Origin of the sequence: Methyloversatilis sp. MC4-4, assembly GCF_049843555.1 — a bacterium.
Taxonomy (GTDB): Bacteria; Pseudomonadota; Gammaproteobacteria; order Burkholderiales; family Rhodocyclaceae; genus Methyloversatilis; species Methyloversatilis discipulorum_B.
Genome location: NZ_JBBHZK010000005.1, coordinates 1 through 18,314, shown reverse-complemented (window position 1 = coordinate 18,314; position 18,314 = coordinate 1). Strand labels below are relative to the sequence as shown.

The 18,314-nt window shown below is 60.3% G+C and carries 12 protein-coding genes; 11 read left to right on the top strand and 1 reads right to left on the bottom strand.

Annotation, left to right across the window (positions count from 1 at the left end):
* The first annotated feature begins 233 nt into the window (after positions 1 to 233).
* The 10 genes from dnaN (at position 234) to WDZ97_RS17975 (ending at position 14,795) form a co-directional block, all read left to right on the top strand.
* On the top strand, positions 234 to 1,334 hold the full coding sequence (gene dnaN / locus WDZ97_RS18020) for a DNA polymerase III subunit beta (RefSeq protein WP_304004333.1): 1,101 nt from the start codon (positions 234 to 236) through the stop codon (positions 1,332 to 1,334).
* A 94-nt stretch (positions 1,335 to 1,428) separates the two neighbouring features.
* Positions 1,429 to 3,909, top strand: coding sequence for a DNA topoisomerase (ATP-hydrolyzing) subunit B (gene gyrB, locus WDZ97_RS18015; RefSeq protein ID WP_304004332.1), 2,481 nt, complete (start codon positions 1,429 to 1,431; stop codon positions 3,907 to 3,909).
* Between the two features lie 181 nt (positions 3,910 to 4,090).
* Complete coding sequence (locus WDZ97_RS18010; protein WP_425763678.1) at positions 4,091 to 5,638, top strand: N-6 DNA methylase; 1,548 nt, start codon at positions 4,091 to 4,093, stop codon at positions 5,636 to 5,638.
* Positions 5,635 to 6,801, top strand: a complete 1,167-nt coding sequence (locus WDZ97_RS18005; RefSeq protein WP_425763677.1) for a restriction endonuclease subunit S — start codon at positions 5,635 to 5,637, stop codon at positions 6,799 to 6,801. Before WDZ97_RS18010 ends, WDZ97_RS18005 begins: the two co-directional genes overlap by 4 nt.
* Positions 6,801 to 7,493, top strand: a complete 693-nt coding sequence (locus WDZ97_RS18000; protein ID WP_425763676.1) for an abortive infection family protein — start codon at positions 6,801 to 6,803, stop codon at positions 7,491 to 7,493. The genes WDZ97_RS18005 and WDZ97_RS18000 overlap by 1 nt, the downstream gene beginning before the upstream one ends.
* Positions 7,490 to 9,157, top strand: coding sequence for an RNA-binding domain-containing protein (locus tag WDZ97_RS17995; RefSeq protein WP_425763675.1), 1,668 nt, complete (start codon positions 7,490 to 7,492; stop codon positions 9,155 to 9,157). The genes WDZ97_RS18000 and WDZ97_RS17995 overlap by 4 nt, the downstream gene beginning before the upstream one ends.
* Positions 9,158 to 9,278: 121 nt before the next feature.
* Positions 9,279 to 12,485, top strand: coding sequence for a type I restriction endonuclease subunit R (locus WDZ97_RS17990; RefSeq protein ID WP_425763674.1), 3,207 nt, complete (start codon positions 9,279 to 9,281; stop codon positions 12,483 to 12,485).
* A gap of 158 nt (positions 12,486 to 12,643) precedes the next feature.
* Positions 12,644 to 12,856, top strand: coding sequence for a hypothetical protein (locus WDZ97_RS17985; RefSeq protein WP_425763673.1), 213 nt, complete (start codon positions 12,644 to 12,646; stop codon positions 12,854 to 12,856).
* An 8-nt stretch (positions 12,857 to 12,864) separates the two neighbouring features.
* Positions 12,865 to 13,884, top strand: a complete 1,020-nt coding sequence (locus tag WDZ97_RS17980) for a GIY-YIG nuclease family protein (protein ID WP_425763672.1) — start codon at positions 12,865 to 12,867, stop codon at positions 13,882 to 13,884.
* Positions 13,884 to 14,795 carry a nuclease-related domain-containing protein gene (locus WDZ97_RS17975; protein WP_425763671.1) on the top strand — a complete coding sequence of 304 codons (912 nt, stop codon included), beginning with the start codon at positions 13,884 to 13,886 and terminating at the stop codon, positions 14,793 to 14,795. Before WDZ97_RS17980 ends, WDZ97_RS17975 begins: the two co-directional genes overlap by 1 nt.
* Positions 14,796 to 14,835: 40 nt before the next feature.
* Here WDZ97_RS17975 and WDZ97_RS17970 read toward each other — a convergent pair whose 3' ends face one another.
* Complete coding sequence (locus WDZ97_RS17970) at positions 14,836 to 16,407, bottom strand: inorganic phosphate transporter (protein ID WP_425763670.1); 1,572 nt, start codon at positions 16,405 to 16,407, stop codon at positions 14,836 to 14,838.
* Between the two features lie 290 nt (positions 16,408 to 16,697).
* Between WDZ97_RS17970 and WDZ97_RS17965 the strand changes: the two genes are divergently transcribed.
* The gene (locus WDZ97_RS17965) at positions 16,698 to 18,182 is read left to right on the top strand and encodes an acetamidase/formamidase family protein (RefSeq protein ID WP_341929194.1); all 1,485 of its coding nucleotides are present in this window, start codon (positions 16,698 to 16,700) and stop codon (positions 18,180 to 18,182) included.
* The last annotated feature ends 132 nt before the right edge of the window (positions 18,183 to 18,314 follow it).

Below are 18,314 nucleotides of genomic sequence, written 5' to 3'. Positions count from 1 at the left end.
AGAAGCTGTTGAAGCTGTATGGATAAACAGGCCGGCAAACCTGTATGAACGCTGTGGATAACCAGGGCTTTTTCCACCTGGTCGACTTTCACCCACATTTGTTCATGCGTTGACCGGGCCCTTATACAGACAACGATACATACTGCAGGTCATTGAAGTTCATTGTTTTTTTGATGTTCTCCACAGAAATCGGTCGACGTTAACGGTTTACAGAGGTTTATAAAATGCTCTTAATGAAGATAGAACGCGAACAGCTGCTGCGACCGCTGCAGTCGGTCAGCGGCATCGTCGAGAAGCGTCACACCCTGCCCATCCTGTCCAACGTCCTGATCGAAACCGAGGGCGATGCGCTCACCCTGCTCGCCACCGACATCGAGATCCAGATCCGCACCCGTTCGACCGGCAGCATCAGCGGCGCCCAGCCGGCGGCTCTGACCGTCGCCGCCCGCAAGCTGCAGGACATCCTGCGTGCGCTGCCCGAAGGCCAGGAAGTCAGCCTCGACGCCGACGACCGCAAGCTCACCGTGCGTGCCGGCAAGAGCCGCTTCACGCTGCAGACCCTGCCGGCGCAGGACTACCCGCGCATGCAGCTGGCCGACGGCGAAACCGTCAAGCTCAGCCTGTCGCAGAAAAAGCTGAAGCGTCTGCTGTCGCTGGTGCAGTACTCGATGGCCCAGCAGGACATCCGCTACTACCTGAACGGCCTGCTGCTGTCGGTCGGCAACGAGGAACTGCGCCTGGTCGCCACCGACGGTCACCGTCTGGCCTACGTGTCGGAAGCCATGCCCGGCGTGACCGACAAGCTCGACGTCATCCTGCCGCGCAAGACCGTGCTCGAACTGGCCCGCCAGCTGGCCGACATCGACGATCCGGTCGATATCGAACTGGGTTCCAACCAGGCCCGCTTGCGCTTCGGCGCGGTCGAGCTGATCACCAAGCTGATCGACGGCAAGTTCCCCGACTACGAACGCGTCATTCCGAAGGACCATCCGAAGGAACTGATGCTGCAGCGCTCGACCTTCCTGCCCTCACTGCAGCGCGCCGCCATCCTGACCAACGAGAAGTTCAAGGGTGTGCGCGTCGTGCTGTCGGCCGGCACGCTGAAGCTCATCTCCAGCAACGCCGAACAGGAAGAGGCGGTGGAAGAGCTGGAAGTCGACTACGACGGCGACGGCCTCGACATCGGTTTCAACGTGAGCTACCTGCTCGACGTGCTGAACAACGTCGGCGGCGACACGCTGAGCCTCAAGCTCAACGACGGCAACAGCAGCGCGCTGATCACCCTGCCCGGCACCGACGCCTTCAAGTACGTCGTGATGCCGATGCGCGTGTAAGCCGCGTCGCCCGCACGACCGCCCGGCCTGCGCGCCGGGCTTTCTGCTTTTTTGATGGACCCCGCGCACAGCGTGCGCAGCACCGGAATACGCCATGTCTGACGAAGCACAGAGCCCGAATACACCCAACCCCGACGCTTACGGCGAAGGCAGCATCCAGATCCTCGAAGGTCTGGAGGCCGTCCGCAAGCGGCCGGGCATGTACATCGGCGACACCTCGGACGGCACCGGTCTGCACCACCTGGTGTTCGAAGTGGTCGACAACTCGATCGACGAGGCGCTGGCCGGCCACTGCGACGACATCGTCATCACCATCCACACCGACAACTCGATTTCGGTCACCGACAACGGCCGCGGCATCCCGACCGGCATCAAGTTCGACGACAAGCACGAGCCCAAGCGTTCGGCCGCCGAAATCGCGCTGACCGAGCTGCACGCGGGCGGCAAGTTCAACCAGAACTCGTACAAGGTGTCCGGCGGCCTGCACGGCGTCGGCGTGAGCTGCGTGAACGCACTGTCGAAGTGGCTGCGCCTCACCGTGCGCCGCGACGGCCAGAAGCACTTCATCGAATTCGAACGCGGCGTTCCGCTCGATCGCCAGATCGAAGTGCAGAACGGCGTCGAAGTGTCGCCGCTGAAAGTGATCGGCCCGAGCGAGAAGCGCGGCACCGAAGTGCACTTCCTCGCCGACGAAACGATTTTCGAGAACATCGAGTTCCACTACGACATCCTGGCCAAGCGCCTGCGCGAGCTCTCGTTCCTGAACAACGGCGTCAAGATCAAGCTGATCGATCAGCGCAACGCCAAGGAAGAGGATTTCGCCTTCGCCGGCGGCGTGAAGGGCTTTGTCGATTACATCAACCGCAACAAGACGGTGCTGCACCCGAACGTCTTCTACAGCGCTGGCTCGTCGGTGCTGAACGGTGTGCAGATCGACGTCGAAGTGGCGATGCAGTGGAACGACAGCTATGCCGAACAGGTGCTGTGCTTCACCAACAACATTCCGCAGTCCGACGGTGGCACCCACCTGACCGGCCTGCGTGCGGCGATGACCCGCATCATCAACAAGTACATCGAAGAAAACGAGATCGCGAAGAAGGCCAAGGTCGACATCACCGGCGACGACATGCGCGAAGGCCTGGCCTGCGTGCTGTCGGTGAAGATGCCGGATCCGAAGTTCGCGTCGCAGACCAAGATGAAGCTGGTGTCGTCGGAAGCGCGCCCGGCGGTCGAGGAAGTGGTGGCGCAGAAGCTCGCCGACTTCCTGCTCGAGCGCCCGAACGACGCCAAGACCATCTGCGGCAAGATCGTCGAGGCCGCGCGTGCGCGCGACGCCGCTCGCAAGGCGCGCGACATGACGCGGCGCAAGGGTGTGCTCGACTCCTTCGGCCTGTCGGGCAAGCTCGCCGACTGCCAGGAGAAGGACCCGGCCAAGGCCGAGCTCTACCTGGTCGAGGGTGACTCCGCAGGCGGCTCCGCCAAGCAGGGCCGCGACCGGAAGTTCCAGGCCATCCTGCCGCTCAAGGGCAAGATCCTGAACGTCGAGAAGGCGCGCTTCGACAAGCTCATTTCCAGCCAGGAAATCGTCACGCTGATCCAGACGCTGGGCACCGGCATCGGCAAGGACGAATACAAGCCGGAAAAGCTGCGCTACCACCGCATCATCATCATGACCGACGCCGACGTCGACGGCGCCCACATCCGCACCCTGCTGCTCACCTTCTTCTACCGCCAGATGCCCGAGCTGGTCGAAGGCGGCCACATCTACATCGCCCAGCCGCCGCTGTACAAGATCAAGCACGGCCGCACCGAGCTGTACGTGAAGGACGACCACGAGCTGAACCAGTACCTGCTCAAGCTCGCCTTCGACGACGCCAGCCTGCTGCCGCGTGCCGGTGCCGAGCCGCTGTCCGGCAGCGCCTTCGAAGAGATGGCGCGCGAATACCTCACCGCCGAAGCCATCGTCGAACGCCTGGCCGAGTACGCCGACGGCGAACTGCTGCGCACCCTGCTCGAGCACAACATCGCGCTCGACCTGGCCGACGAAGCCGCCGCCCGAGCCAGCGCCGCCCGCCTCACGCAATCGCTGCCGGCCAACGTCACGCTGGCCGCCGAGTACAACGACAAGACCGAAAGCTGGCAGCTGCGCGTCGAGCGCATGCACCACGGCAACCGCAAGGTCGGCCACGTCGACGTCGAATTCCTGCTGTCCGGCGACTACCAGCGCATCCGCCACGCCGCCGAACTGGTGGCCGGCCTGATCGGCGAAGGCGCCACCGTCAAGCGCGGCGAGAAGTCACAGGAAGTGAAGACCTTCTCCGAAGCCGCCCGCTGGCTGCTGAACGAAGTCGAACGCAACCTCGGCAAGCAGCGCTACAAAGGCCTGGGCGAGATGAACCCCGAGCAGCTGTGGGAAACCACGATGGATCCCACCGTGCGCCGCCTGCTCAAAGTGCAGATCGACGACGCTATCGCCGCCGACGAAATCTTCACCACGCTGATGGGCGACAACGTCGAACCGCGCAGGGCATTCATCGAGAGCAATGCGCTGAATGCGCGGAATATTGATGTCTAATTGTCTCGAGTGAAACGGAAGGTGGAAACTGAACCACGTCAGTGAAAAACTACTGACACAAATGCTGAAGATACGCTGCACCAGAGTTCAAGCCAACGCCCAGCCCTGCTGGGCGTTTCTCATTGCCGTGCCCAAAGTCCCGTTACAGTGATGGGTCAACGTTGAAATGAACAGGATGTCCATGGCCTCGGAGAAGAAACAAAACGCAAGCAAAGAAGAACCCTTAGAGAAACAACTCTGGAAGGCTGCAGACAAGTTGCGCAAGAACATCGACGCAGCTGAGTACAAGCATGTGGTGTTGGGCCTGATCTTCTTGAAGTACATCTCTGATTCGTTTGAAGAGATTTTCACCAAACTCCAGGCCGGAGAGGGCGATTACGCTGGCGCCGACCCTGAGGACAAAGACGAGTACACCGCCGAAAGCGTTTTCTTCGTGCCGCCAGAGGCCCGTTGGCCATACTTGGTCAGCAAGGCCACGCAAGCCGACATTGGCAGCCACATTGACGACGCGATGGACGCCATCGAGCGAGAAAACCCCTCGCTCAAAGGTGTGCTGCCCAAAGTGTTTGCCCGCCAGAACCTCGACCCCATTACTTTGGGCGACTTGGTCACCAAGGTGATTGGGGGGATTGCCTTTGGCGACGCCAAAGCCCGAAGTGCCGATGTGCTGGGCCATGTTTTTGAATACTTCTTGGGCGAGTTTGCTTTGGCCGAAGGCAAGCAAGGCGGCCAGTTCTACACGCCCAAATCCATCGTCGAGTTGCTGGTAGCCATGCTGGAGCCCTACAAGGGCCGCGTGTACGACCCCTGCTGCGGTTCTGGCGGCATGTTCGTGCAGTCAGAAAAGTTCGTGACCGAGCACCAAGGCCGCATCAACGACATTTCCATTTATGGGCAAGAAAGCAACCAGACCACTTGGCGCTTGGCGCAGATGAACCTGGCCATTCGTGGCATCAATGCCAGCCAGGTCAAGTGGAACAACGAAGGCTCATTCCTCAACGACGCCCACAAAGACCTGAAGGCCGACTTCATCATCGCCAATCCGCCATTCAACGTGAGCGACTGGAGCGGCGAATTGCTGCGTGGCGACGGCCGCTGGAAGTTTGGTGTGCCGCCTGCAGGCAATGCCAACTTCGCGTGGTTGCAGCATTTCATCCACCACTTGGCGCCCGATGGCCGTGCGGGCGTGGTGCTGGCCAAAGGCGCGCTGACCAGCAAGAGCAGTGGAGAAGGCGAGATCCGCAAGGCCCTGGTGGCCGATGGCAACCTGGTCGATTGCATTGTGAATCTGCCGGCCAAGTTGTTCTTGAACACGCAGATTCCTGCTTGCTTGTGGTTCCTGAATCGTGCCCGTAGCAATGGGCATCCACGCAAAGGTGAGATTCTGTTCATCGACGCCCGAGAGATGGGCGACTTGATCAACCGCCGCACCCGCGTGCTAACCCCCGATGACATCAAAGACATTGCCAAGGTTTATCACGCCTGGCGAACAGGCGAAGGCGACTACGAGGACAAGAAGGGCTTCTGTGCCAGTGTGCCGCTGGCGCGTGTGGCGGAGTTGGATTACGTACTCACACCAGGGCGCTATGTAGGCCTGCCTGACGATGAAGAGGACTTCAATTTTGCGGAACGGTTTGCTGCGCTGAAGGCAGAGTTTGAGGCACAGTTGCTTGAAGAAACGAGACTCAACAATGAGATTGCTCAAAACCTTGCCAAGGTGCAAGCATGAGCAATTGGCAGATCCGATCTATTGGAGAGATATGCAAGAAGGTCACCTCTGGTGGAACGCCTTTAACGTCAAGGGCAGAGTTCTACTTGAACGGGACAATTCCCTGGTTGAAAACCAAAGAGATCAACCAGCGGAGGATTTACTCGACAGAGAACTTCATCACTGAGCTAGGTGTTGAAAACTCTTCTGCCAAGCTGGTTCCTGTTAACACGGTAACGGTGGCTATGTATGGCGATGGGCAAACAGCAGGCCGGGTGGGACTGACCAAGATTCCTCTTGCAACCAATCAGGCCTGTTGCAATCTCATCATCGACGAAGAGCTCGCAGATCCCGAGTTCATCTTTTACCTTCTCCGTGGGGCTTACGATGAATTGGTTGCCAGAAAAACTGGGAGTGGCCAACAAAATCTGAACGCCAAACTGATCAAGTCATTTGAATTTGCCGCGCCATCATCCACCGTCGAACAAAGAGCCATCGCATCGACGCTTACTTGTCTAGATGACAAAATTGAGCTGCTCCATCGCCAAAATGGAACGCTGGAAGACATGGCCGAGATGCTGTTCCGACAATGGTTCTTGGAGTCTGAGAACGAATATTGGGTTGAACGGCCCTTGAGCAAGATCGCGAATTTCCTGAACGGCTTGGCTTGCCAGAAATACCCGCCAACAAATGACCTGGACAAACTACCTGTCCTCAAGATTCGAGAACTCAGCAGTGGCATCAGTGAAAATTCAGATTGGGCAACCAGCCAAGTAAAACCCGAGTACATCGTTGAAGCTGGTGATGTCATTTTCGCTTGGTCCGCCTCTTTGATGGTCAAGCTGTGGGACGGCGAAAGGTGCGTGTTGAACCAGCACCTGTTCAAGGTCACCTCAGATGAGTTCCCCAAGTGGTTCTACCTGCGCTGGTGCAAGCACCACTTGGCCGAGTTCATCGCCATCTCGGCCAGCCATGCCACCACCATGGGCCACATCAAACGTGGCGATCTGGATGCGGCCATGGTGCTCGTGCCCCCACCGCCAGTCCTTGAAGCCATGTCGCAGCAGATGAAGCCTCTGTTGGACAAGCAGATCGAAAATGCGAGACAGCGCAAGACGCTGGAAAAGCTGCGAGACACCTTGCTGCCTAAACTGATGAGCGGGGAAGTGCGGGTGGCTGTCTGATGGAAAAGCTTCGATCAACCCTTGCATTGGGCAGCCGCTGGCAGCCCTATGGCGTGTATGTGGATCGCATCGAAGCGTACCTGGAAGCCGACTTCAGCGTGGCGGTGGAGAACGCCAAGGCCTTGCTGGAGGGCATTGCCAAAGAGATTTGCGATACCCGCCAAGTGGCACTCGGTGCGGCACCCAGCATCAATTCGGTGTTGAAGAAGGCCTTTGTGAGTTTGGGCTACCAATCGGATGAGCTGGTCACACAGGTGTCGGGCGCTTTGGCGACCATTGGCCAGTCTGTTGGTTCACTTCGCAATGAAATCAGCCCCACATCACATGGCAAGTCGTCAAGCGAGCTGAACGCGCGGAATCAGAAGGTCGATCTGTTGACCCGAGAGTTCCTGATCGACAGCACCTTGGTTGTGGCGGTTTTTTTGGTTCGAGCGTTTGAGGAGCGGAACGCTGTCACGATGCAGCCCGGCGCAAGTGTTTCGGTTGAAGACCAAGACCTTGTCTACGATCACCACGAAGATTTCAACAGCAATTGGGATGACATCTTTGGGGAGTTCGCCATGGGTGACTACCGGTTCACAGCCAGCGAAATCTTGTTTGCTGTCGATACGCAAGCCTATGCCTCTGAACTCAAGGCATACCACGCTGATCTGATTGAGGAACCACAAGAGGGCCCCGGAGGCGCCGCATGAGCCGCCACATCGAGTCCATCTTGGACACGCTCCTCTCGCTGACTGCCGAGAACGAGGTGGTCGAGTTCAAAGAAGCCAAGAACGGCTATGACTTCTCCAAGCTGGGTAAGTACTTCTCGGCCTTGAGCAACGAGGCCAATCTCAAGGGTGTGCCTGTTGCGTGGTTGGTCTTTGGCGTCAACGATCAACGCAGGGTGGTGGGCTCAGCGTTCCGGCCCGCACGCAAAGACCTGGGCAGCCTCAAGGAAGAGATCGCCAACAAGACCACCAACCGCATCACCTTTGTCGAAATCCATGAAGTGATCAGGCCTGAGGGCCGTGTGGTGTTGATGGAGATTCCCGCTGCGCCCCGAGGACTGCCTGTGGCCTTTGACGGGCACTATCACGGGCGTGATGGCGAAGCCTTGGGTGCCTTGAATCTGGAAGAAATCGAACGCATCCGCGCTCAATCGACGGTGGAAGATTGGAGCGCCATGATCGTGTCCGACGCCACCCTGGCCGATCTGGACGAGCAGGCGCTCGCGGTGGCCCGCCGCAACTACAAAAGCAAATTCCCTGACAAGGCCGCCGAGGTCAATGCCTGGGATGACCATACCTTCCTCAACAAGGCCAAGCTCACCATCAAGGGCAAGCAAACGCGGGCTTCTTTGTTGTTGCTGGGCAGTGAAGAAGCCGAGCACTTCTTGCTGCCTGCCGAAGCCAAGATCCGCTGGCTGCTCAAAGACCATGCGGGCAATGACCGTGATTACGCCCTGTTCGGCATGCCACTGCTGCTGGCGGTGGACAAGGTCTACGCCAAGATCCGCAACCTCAAGTACCGCTACATCCGAGAGGGCACGCTCTTTCCGGAGGAGATCGACCAGTACGAGCCCTATGCCATCCGTGAAGCTTTGAACAACTGCATTGCGCACCAGGACTACACCCTGGCAGGCCGCATCAATGTGGTGGAGCGCGAAGAAAGCCTGAGCTTCACGAACAAAGGCAGCTTTGTGCCGGGCGATGTGCAGCGCGTGGTGATGGAAGACGCGCCCGAAGAGCATTACCGCAACCGCTTCCTGGCCACGGCGATGTTCAACCTGAAGATGGTGGACACGGCGGGTGGTGGCATCCGTAAGCTCTTCATGTACCAACGGCAGCGCTTCTTCCCCATGCCGGATTACGACTTGTCGGGCAACCGGGTGCAGCTGACCTTGACAGGCAAGGTGCTGGACATGGATTACGCCCGGCTGCTGGCTCGCGACGGTGGCTTGGAACTACAAGACATCATGGCGCTGGACAAGGTGCAAAAGCGCCAGCCATTGAACGCAGACGATGAGCGGCGTCTCAAGAGCCGTGGCCTGATTGAGGGCCGCAAGCCCAATTACTTCATTGCTCGATCACTGGCGCAGCAAACCGGCCAGAAAGCCAAATACAGCAAGAACGCCGCTTTTGACAAGCAGTACTACCTGGATTTGATCTGCAAGGCCGTGAAAGAGCACGGCACGATGACGCGCAAGGATGTTGACGAGTTGCTATGGAACAAGCTGCCGGAGTGGATGGACGAGAAGCAGCGCAAAGCCAAAGTGGGCAACCTGCTCTCCGAGTTACGGCGCCACGGAAAAATCGTCAATCAGGGCAGCGACGGCCAACCCTCTTGGGCTCTCTTAAATTCGTCTGTTGGATGAATGCCTATGAGTCAACAACGCCTGCCAAGAAAATAAAACCATTTCAAATCAGCAACTTACGCCTCTCTTTGTCGTTGAGGTTGCGTCAAATTTAAGAGAGAAGCGAAAGAGAGGACCCCGCATGCTCACCGAATCAGCCATCGAAGCCTTCGCCATCAAGCTGCTGGAGCGCCAGGGGTTCACCTACGTGCATGGCCCGGCCTTGGCACCCGAGGGCGAGCAGGCCGAGCGCACCCACTACGGCGAAGTGATGCTGGGGGGGCGTCTGGCCCAGGCGGCACGCCGAATCAACCATCGCTTGCCGACCGAGGTGGTGGACCTGGCTATGAAGGAGGTGCTGCGTGCGGGCTCACCCGAGCTGTTAGCCGCCAACGAGTCCTTTCATCGTTGGCTGACCGAAGGCGTGCCGGTGAGCCGCCAGAAAGACGGTGACGAGCGTGGCGAGCGCGTGTGGCTGATCGACTTTGACCAGCCAGAGCGCAACGACCTCCTCGTGGTGAACCAGTTCACGGTGGTTGAGAACCAGCAGAAAAAGCGCCTGGATATGGTGCTGTTCGTGAATGGGCTGCCGCTGGTAGTGATCGAGCTGAAGAACGCCACCGACGAAAACGCCACGATCAAGACGGCCTATCAACAGATAGAGACCTACAAGCAGGCCATTCCCAGCATGTTCATGGCGAACGCGTGGGTGGTCATCTCGGATGGTCTGGAGGCCAAGGCCGGGTCGATCTCAGCGGGCTTGTCGCGCTTCATGGCCTGGAAGAGCGCCGACGGCAAGGCCGAGGCCTCGCACCTAGTGAGCCAGCTGGAAACCTTGATCGTGGGCATGCTGAACCCGGCTACTTTGCTGGACATGCTGCGCCACTTCATCGTGTTCGAGAAGGCTCGCAAGGAAGACCCAGAGACAGGTCAGATCACCATCAGCACGGTCAAGAAGCTGGCGGCCTATCACCAGTACTACGCTGTGAATGCGGCGGTGGCATCGACCCTGCGTGCCGCCGACCTGGGCTCAGGCCACGCTGTGCGCGAGAACCCAGCCAGCTACGGCGTACCGGGCGTGAGCAGCCAACCCAAGGGCGACAAGAAGGCGGGTGTAGTGTGGCACACCCAGGGCTCGGGCAAGTCGCTCTCGATGGTGTTCTACACCGGCAAGATCGTGCAGGCCATGGACAACCCCACCGTGCTGGTCATCACCGACCGCAACGACCTGGACGACCAGTTGTTTGACACCTTCGCAGCCTCCAGGCAACTGCTGAGGCAAGACCCTGTGCAGGCTGAGAACCGCGCGCATCTGGAAACCTTGTTGAAGGTCGCTGCTGGCGGCGTGGTGTTTTCGACCATCCAGAAGTTTCAGCCCGAGAGCGGCAACGTTTACGAAGAACTTTCACCTCGCCACAACATTGTGGTGATCGCAGATGAAGCCCACCGCACGCAGTACGGCTTTGCGGCCAAGACGGTGGACGACAAGAACGAAGCTGGCGAAGTGGTCGGCAAGAAGGTGGTCTATGGCTTTGCCAAGTACCTACGCGATGCCCTGCCCTACGCCACCTACCTGGGCTTCACGGGCACGCCCATCGAAAAGACCGATGCCAACACGCCAGCAGTGTTTGGCAACTACGTGGACATCTATGACATTGCCCAGGCCGTCGAAGACGGCGCCACTGTTCGCATCTATTACGAAAGCCGTCTGGCCAAGGTCAGCTTGAGTGATGAAGGCAGACAACTGGTGGCCGACCTGGACGACGAGCTGGAGCAGGACGAGCTGACCGAGACCCAGAAGGCTAAAGCCAAGTGGACCAAGATGGAGGCCCTGATTGGCAGTGAGCCACGTGTGCGCAACATCGCCAAGGACATCGTGGCGCACTTTGAGGCACGCCAGGAGGTGTTTGCTGGTAAGGGCATGGTCGTGAGCATGTCGCGCCGCATTGCCGCAGATCTGTATGCCGAGATCATCAAGCTGCGGCCTGATTGGCACGATGCAGATTTGAAGAAGGGTGCCATCAAAGTGGTGATGACCGCCGCATCCAGCGATGGCCCTGCGCTGGCGCAGCACCACACCACCAAAGAGCAACGCAAGCTCTTGGCAGAGCGCATGAAGGACGACACCGATCCGCTCAAGCTGGTCATCGTGCGCGACATGTGGCTGACCGGCTTTGATGCGCCGAGCATGCACACGCTCTACATCGACAAGCCCATGAAGGGCCACAACCTGATGCAAGCCATTGCACGGGTGAACCGGGTCCACAAAGACAAGCCGGGCGGCCTGATCGTTGACTACCTCGGTATTGCCTCCGACCTGAAGATGGCCTTGTCCTTCTACTCGGATGCGGGTGGCCGGGGTGATCCGACCTTGGCCCAGGAGCAGGCGGTCAAGTTGATGCTAGAGAAGCTCGAAGTGGTCTCAGCGCTTTTCCATGGCTTTGCCTACGAACAGTACTTTGACGCTGATACGGCCCAGAAGCTCTTATTGATCCTGGCTGCAGAAGAGCACATCCTGGGCCTCGATGATGGCCGCAAGCGGTACATCGAGGAGGTGATCGCTTTGTCCCAAGCCTTCGCGATTGCGGTGCCCCACGACCAAGCACTGGATGCCAAAGACGAGGTGGGATTCTTCCAGGCTGTGAAGGCTCGTCTGGTCAAGTTCGATGGTCCGTCAGGTGGCCGAAGCAACGAAGAACTGGAGACCACGATCCGCCAGGTGATTGACCAGGCCTTGGTGTCCGAGAAAGTGATCGATGTGTTCGATGCCGCGGGCATCAAGAAGCCAGATATCTCGGTTCTGTCAGAGGACTTCCTGGCGGAGCTTAAGGGCTACGAGCACAAGAACGTGGCGCTCGAAGTGCTCAAAAAGCTACTGAACGACGAACTGAAGGTACGCGCCAAACGCAACCTGATTCAAGCGCGTTCGCTGATGGAGATGTTGGAGGCGGCCATCCGGAAGTACCAAGCCAAGGTCTTGACGGCGGCTGAGGTGATGGACGAGCTGATCAAGGTCAGCAAAGAGATCGTGGCCTCAGACAACGAAGCCAAGGCCTTGGGTCTGACCGACTTCGAATATGCTTTCTACACCGCCGTGGCCAACAACGACAGTGCGCGCGAACTGATGCAGAAGGATCAACTACGTGAGCTGGCGGTGGTCCTGACCCAGCGGGTTCGCGAGAACGCATCTATTGACTGGACGATCAAGGAGAACGTCAAAGCCAAGCTCAAGGTCATCGTCAAACGCACGCTCCGGCATTTTGGCTACCCACCAGACATGCAGTTGTTGGCTACAGAAACCGTACTCAAGCAGGCTGAAATGATGGCTGTTGAACTGACTCTTGGCTGACCTGTGGTACCGGGATGCGCTCTATCACGGCTTTCAGGCACTGAAGGCACGGCCGCTGACGACCAATCTGTTCATGCTGCGCGCCATCGAATCGACGGCACAGCAGACCCACGACCAGGTGCAGCGGATCCGTGCCCTGATGGAAAGCGTGCGCACAGGTGCAGACCGAAGAGCCAGCGATCTACAGCAAGGATCTGATCGAGGTCATCTTCCGGCACCCGTACACCAAGATCCAGTTCGTCGTCGACGCAGGCATCGCCAAGCGGCAGACCGCTTCGACCTACCTGCAGACTCTTGCCGGGCTGGGCGTCCTGCGCGAGCAGAAGCACGGCCGCGAGAAGTACTACATCAACGAAGCGCTGTTCAACTAACTGGCCAGTTGAGCGCGAAACGCGTCGACGTGATCGACACGTCCGGAAAACGTGTCGATTTGCTCGACAGGTTTCGGCAAAGTTCACCGCCAGCGATCGCCGGTGCTGGCAGACCGCAGATGCTGCCAACAGGTGGGCGGCGTGAAAATGAAATGGACGACAAGAATATGAACAAGCCGTTTTCCTTGCGCATCTTCGTTGCCGATGGCGACCCGGACGGGCTGCGTATCGTCGAGCGATCGAACTGGATCGGCAAGGCGTTGATGTTCCCGCGCGCACTGCTGCCTCAGGTGAAGCAGCGCGATGAACTGAAGCAGACCGGTGTCTATCTGCTGCTCGGACCGCGTGAGGATGGCGAGGGTGAGCTGCTCTACATCGGCGAGGGCGACCCGGTGCGCCCACGGCTCGAGAGTCACTACGTACAGAAAGACTTCTGGACTCGCGCCATCTGCTTCATCGCGGCGCCGGGGCAGCTCAACAAGGCGCATGTGCAGTTTCTCGAAGCCCACCTGATCCGCCTGGCAAAAGCGGCCCGCCGCGTACCGCTGGACAACGCCAACCAGCCGCTGGAATCCAGCCTGTCGGAAGCAGATCGCGCGGACATGATGGTGTTTCTGGAGAACATGCTGGGGATGTTGCCGGTGATGGGCGTTCATGCATTTGAATCAAGCCCCGCACCGATAGGCAGGAAAGAGGTGTTGCTGACCTGCAAGGCAAAAGGCGTTCTGGCGACCGGGTTTGAGTCCAGCCAGGGTTTCGTCGTGAAGGCGGATTCCCAGATCGTGGCCACGGTGACGCCAAGCTTTCAGCAGTTGCGCAGGTCGAGCGATCTGCGCCAGGAGCTGATCGAGAATGGCGCGCTCGTTCGTGACGGGGACGTCTACCGCTTCACCCAGGACTACGTATTCAGCTCACCTTCGTCAGCGTCAGACATGGTGCTCGGAACCTGCTCCAACGGACGACTGATGTGGAAGGACGCGAAGGGCCGCACCTTGAAGGAGTTACAGGCGGCGGAGGCATCCGTCTGATGGACGGCCTAGTCGCGCAGATTGGCATTGCATTGGTGGTGGTGGGCCCGATGCTGGTCAGCGTGTTCATCGGGGGCTTCCTGCTTCAGCGTCGGAAGGCGATGGTCCGCGCACGCCGCAAATCACCGATCGCGATTGATCTGCTTCGCCCGCCCGGCCACAGTCTTGGCGAGCAGATAGAGCAACTGCAGGACGATCTGTGGGAAAAGCTCGTGTGGCTTATGTTTGTGCCGACGGTTGTCGTGGCCTTGTACTTCGGCCAGCGTGCATTCCTTGGCGAGAAGGCGATCGGACAGGGTGTCGCGCTGATCCATGGCGGGTTGGCCGTCGCTGTCGTCGCCTACAGTCTCTATCGGCTCCTGAAGACAGCAACCGAACTAGACAAGCTGAAAGCAGGCTATGACGCAGAGCTGGCTGTGGGTCAGGAGCTCAACCAGCTGATGCGGCAAGGCGCCGCCGTATTTCACGACGTGCCCGCAGAGCGGTTCAACATCGATCACGTCGTTGTTGCCCGACAAGGCGTATTTGCCGTAGAGACCAAGGGCTATACGAAGCTGACGGAAGGCGACGGCAGGAAGAACGCGACAGTCGTATTTGACGGGAAGAAACTTGTCTTTCCGACCTACTCGACAACCAAGCCACTCGATCAGGCGGCAAGACAGGCAAAGTGGTTGAGTGAGTGGTTATCCAGCGCAACGGGTACGCGCGTACGGGCAGCGGCAGTACTTGCGTTGCCGGGGTGGTTCGTAGATCCGGCCGGTGAGGGCGCGGTCATCGTTTCGAGCGGGCGGATGCTGAAGAGCCTGCTTGAGCAGAAAACGCCGCAGACGCTGACGGACCAGACCTTCCAGCAGATCGTCCATCAACTCGGTCAGCGTTGCCGCGACGTCAAGCCGCTGTACTCACGATAGTCCGGCACTGCTCCACCCGGCGACCAGCCTTCCGCCCCCCTCACGCATGCACGATCCCGAAGATCATGTAGTAGATCATCGCTGCCATCAGCGCCGAGGCCGGCACGGTGACGATCCACGCGGCGGCGATCTTGAACAGGGCTGAGCGTTTCACCAGTTCGTGCCGGTGCGTGCGCTTGATCGCCTTGCGTTCCTGCTTCGACAGATGCGCCTGCGCGGTGTGCGCCTTCAGCGCGTCGAGCATCGCGCGCTTGCCCTTCTTGTCGGCCTTGTCGAAATCGTTCAGGAAGGCTTCGACGACTTCCTTGTCGGCGCCCTGGTGGTGGCTCTTGATCTCGGCAAGGGTCTGCGCGTAGCTGGTCTTGATGTACTCGCGCAGGAAGCCGACGCCGAACACGCCGCCCAGCGCGATGTGGGTCGAGCTGACCGGCAGGCCCAGTTGCGACGCGATGATGACGGTCAGCGCGGCCGCCATCGCGATGCTGAACGCGCGCATCGGGTCGAGCTCGGTGATTTCGTGGCCGACGGTTCGGATCAGCTTGGGGCCGTACAGGGCAAGACCGATGGCGATGCCGATGGCGCCGATCATCATCACCCACAGCGGCACGCTGGCCTTCGTGGACACGGCGCCATGGAGCACGGTGTCGGTGATCGCGGCGAGCGGGCCGATGGCGTTCGCGACGTCGTTGGCGCCATGGGCGAAGCTCAGCAGCGCGGCGGCGAATACCAGTGGCAGGCCGAACAGCGAATTGATGCTGGCCTTGCTGTTGTTCAGCCGGAAGGCGTTGCGCCGCAGATGGGCGCGCACCAGCAGCCAGGTCAGAACACCAAGGCCGGCGCCGATCGCACAGGCGGTGCCGAAGTCGACGTTCCACACCTTGTTCAGTCCCTTCAGGATGAGATAGGTGGCAAACGACGCGGCCATGATGCCCATCAGCACCGGCACCGTGCGCTGCGCGGCGGCGACCATGTCGCTGCGGTAGGTGATGGCGCGTTTGATCCAGTACAGGAAGCCGGCCGCCACCAGACCGCCCAGCACCGGCGAGACGATCCAGCTGGCGACGATGCCGCCCACCATGTCCCACTTGCCGGCGGCCATGCCGCCAGCGGCGACGCCGGCGCCGAGCACCGCGCCGACGATGGAGTGCGTGGTCGACACCGGCGCACCGACCGCGGTGGCGATGTTGAGCCACAGCGCGCCGGCCAGCAGCGCGGCCGTCATCACCCAGACGAAGCGGTTGCTGTCGGCGATCGCGGACGGGTCGATGATGCCGCCGCGTATGGTCGAGGTGACGTCGCCGCCGGCGATCAGTGCACCGGCCACTTCGAAGATGGCGGCGATGACGATAGCGCCGGTCATGCTCAGTGCGCGCGAACCGACCGCTGGGCCGACGTTGTTGGCTACGTCGTTGGCGCCGATGTTCATCGCCATGTAGCCGCCTATCATGGCCGCCACCACCAGCATGATGCCGCCGGGGCCCTGCAGGCCCACGCCGAGGGCGGCGTAGATCATGGTGCCGACGACGAACAGCAGGCCGATGCCCAGACGAAGGATTTCACGGCGGCCGCGCAGCGCAGCCTTTTCAATATCGGAATAGTTTTCGAGTTCCATGCGCTTTCGGGGGCGGTCTGACCGTCTGATCCGGAGGCGCTCGCGGCGGTTGCCGGCGAGGGCGGATTCCGGGGAGCGCGAAGTTTATTACACGTCACAATCGCACCCTCACCCGTTTGCACAAACCCTGCTCAGGTTGCGTCGCGGCCCTGTTGCAGTGCGCAACGCACCCCTTCCGTGCGCTTTGGCGTCGGATCCTCATTGATTTTCAAGGCTTTTCCATCCGGCACGATTGATGCACCGCCGCACGCGGTGTTTCACATCCCCACTGACCAGAAGGAGAACGCCCCATGTCTGCCTGCACCCATCCCGCGCACCAGCACTGCAGCTTCTGCGATCCGAACGGCCGCCTGACGGTGAAGGTGGACGGCAACGGCGAGCCCGAACTCCGCACGCCAGCGCCACCCGATCCGGCGCGGCGCGGTCTGCTCAAGGGTTCGCTGGCGGCGGGGTTCGGCACGCTGAGCGCCGGCTGGGTCGGCCAGTCGATGGCGCGTGAGGCCGACGGCTCGATGAAGACGCGCAACCACTACTACATCGCCGCCAGCGCCGACACCGTGCACTGGGGCTATTTCTCGAAATCGCTGAAGCCGCAGGTCGAAATCAACCCGGGTGACTTCGTCACCATCGAAACGCTGACCCACCACGCCGGCGACGACTACGAGCGCATGATCAAGGGCGACCCCGGCGCCGAAAGCGTCTTCTACTGGGACAAGAAGAAGAAGGGCGTCATCCGCCGCGGTGCCGGTCCGATGGACGCCAGCCTGTTCGGGCGCGGCGCCGGCGAAGGCCTCGGTGTACATATATGCACCGGGCCGGTGTACGTGAAGGGCGCCGAAGAAGGCGACGTGCTCGAAGTGCGCATAGTCGACGTCGCGCCGCGGCCGAGCGCCAACCCGAACTACAAGGGCAAGAGCTTCGGCGTCAACGCGGCCGCCTGGTGGGGCTTCCACTACAAGGATCTGATCACCGAGCCGAAGAACCGCGAAGTGATCACCATCTACGAAATCGACGCCGGGCTGGACCGCAACTGGGCGCAGGCGGTGTACAACTTCCAGTGGACGCCGCAGACCGATCCTTTCGGCGTCGTGCACAAGACCATCGACTACCCGGGCGTCATCGTCGACCACTCGACGGTGAAGGAAAACCACGGCGTGCTGAAGAACATCCGCGTGCCGGTGCGGCCGCACTTCGGCGTCGCAGGCGTCGCGCCGAAGGAAGCGGACATGGTCGATTCCATTCCGCCCAGCTATACCGGCGGCAATATCGACAACTGGCGCATCGGCAAGGGCGCGACGATGTATTACCCGGTCGCGGTCAAGGGTGCGCTGTTCTCGGTCGGCGACCCGCACGCCGGTCAGGGCGATTCCGAACTGTGCGGCACCGCGATCGAGTGCTCGCTGACGGGCACCTTCCAGTTCATCCTGCACAAGAAGGCCGACCTCGCCGGCACCTCGCTCGCCAAGCTCGAATACCCGCTGCTCGAAACGCAGGACGAGTGGGTGATCCACGGCTTCAGCTTCGCCAACTACCTGGCCGAACTGGGCGACAAGGCGCAGAGCGACATCTACGCCAAGTCGTCGGTGGATCTGGCGCTGCGCGACGCCTTCCGCAAGAGCCGCGCCTTCCTGATGGACACCCAGGGCCTGACCGAGGACGAAGCGATTTCGCTGCTGTCGGTCGGCGTCGACTTCGCGGTGACCCAGGTCGTCGACGGCAACTGGGGTGTGCATGCGGTGATCAGGAAGGCGCTGTTCTCCGGCGGCAGCCTGTAGCGGCTTCGGCGCCCGGGTCTGTTGTGGGAGGCAGCGAGAGCTGCCGACAGGGCTTGGGCCATGCGCCGTGCATGGCCAAACACCGCTGTCGGGGTCAGAAGACCCCTCCCACAGAATCCGGGCTCCGGCCAC

What these genes read in the sequence shown, in the direction of transcription:
- dnaN (WP_304004333.1), top strand. Translation starts at nt 234, where the DNA reads ATGAAGATAGAACGCGAACAGCTGCTGCGACCGCTGCAGTCGGTCAGC.
- gyrB (WP_304004332.1), top strand. Translation starts at nt 1,429, where the DNA reads ATGTCTGACGAAGCACAGAGCCCGAATACACCCAACCCCGACGCTTAC.
- WDZ97_RS18010 (WP_425763678.1), top strand. Translation starts at nt 4,091, where the DNA reads ATGGCCTCGGAGAAGAAACAAAACGCAAGCAAAGAAGAACCCTTAGAG.
- WDZ97_RS18005 (WP_425763677.1), top strand. Translation starts at nt 5,635, where the DNA reads ATGAGCAATTGGCAGATCCGATCTATTGGAGAGATATGCAAGAAGGTC.
- WDZ97_RS18000 (WP_425763676.1), top strand. Translation starts at nt 6,801, where the DNA reads ATGGAAAAGCTTCGATCAACCCTTGCATTGGGCAGCCGCTGGCAGCCC.
- WDZ97_RS17995 (WP_425763675.1), top strand. Translation starts at nt 7,490, where the DNA reads ATGAGCCGCCACATCGAGTCCATCTTGGACACGCTCCTCTCGCTGACT.
- WDZ97_RS17990 (WP_425763674.1), top strand. Translation starts at nt 9,279, where the DNA reads ATGCTCACCGAATCAGCCATCGAAGCCTTCGCCATCAAGCTGCTGGAG.
- WDZ97_RS17975 (WP_425763671.1), top strand. Translation starts at nt 13,884, where the DNA reads ATGGACGGCCTAGTCGCGCAGATTGGCATTGCATTGGTGGTGGTGGGC.
- WDZ97_RS17970 (WP_425763670.1), bottom strand. Translation starts at nt 16,407, where the DNA reads ATGGAACTCGAAAACTATTCCGATATTGAAAAGGCTGCGCTGCGCGGC.
- WDZ97_RS17965 (WP_341929194.1), top strand. Translation starts at nt 16,698, where the DNA reads ATGTCTGCCTGCACCCATCCCGCGCACCAGCACTGCAGCTTCTGCGAT.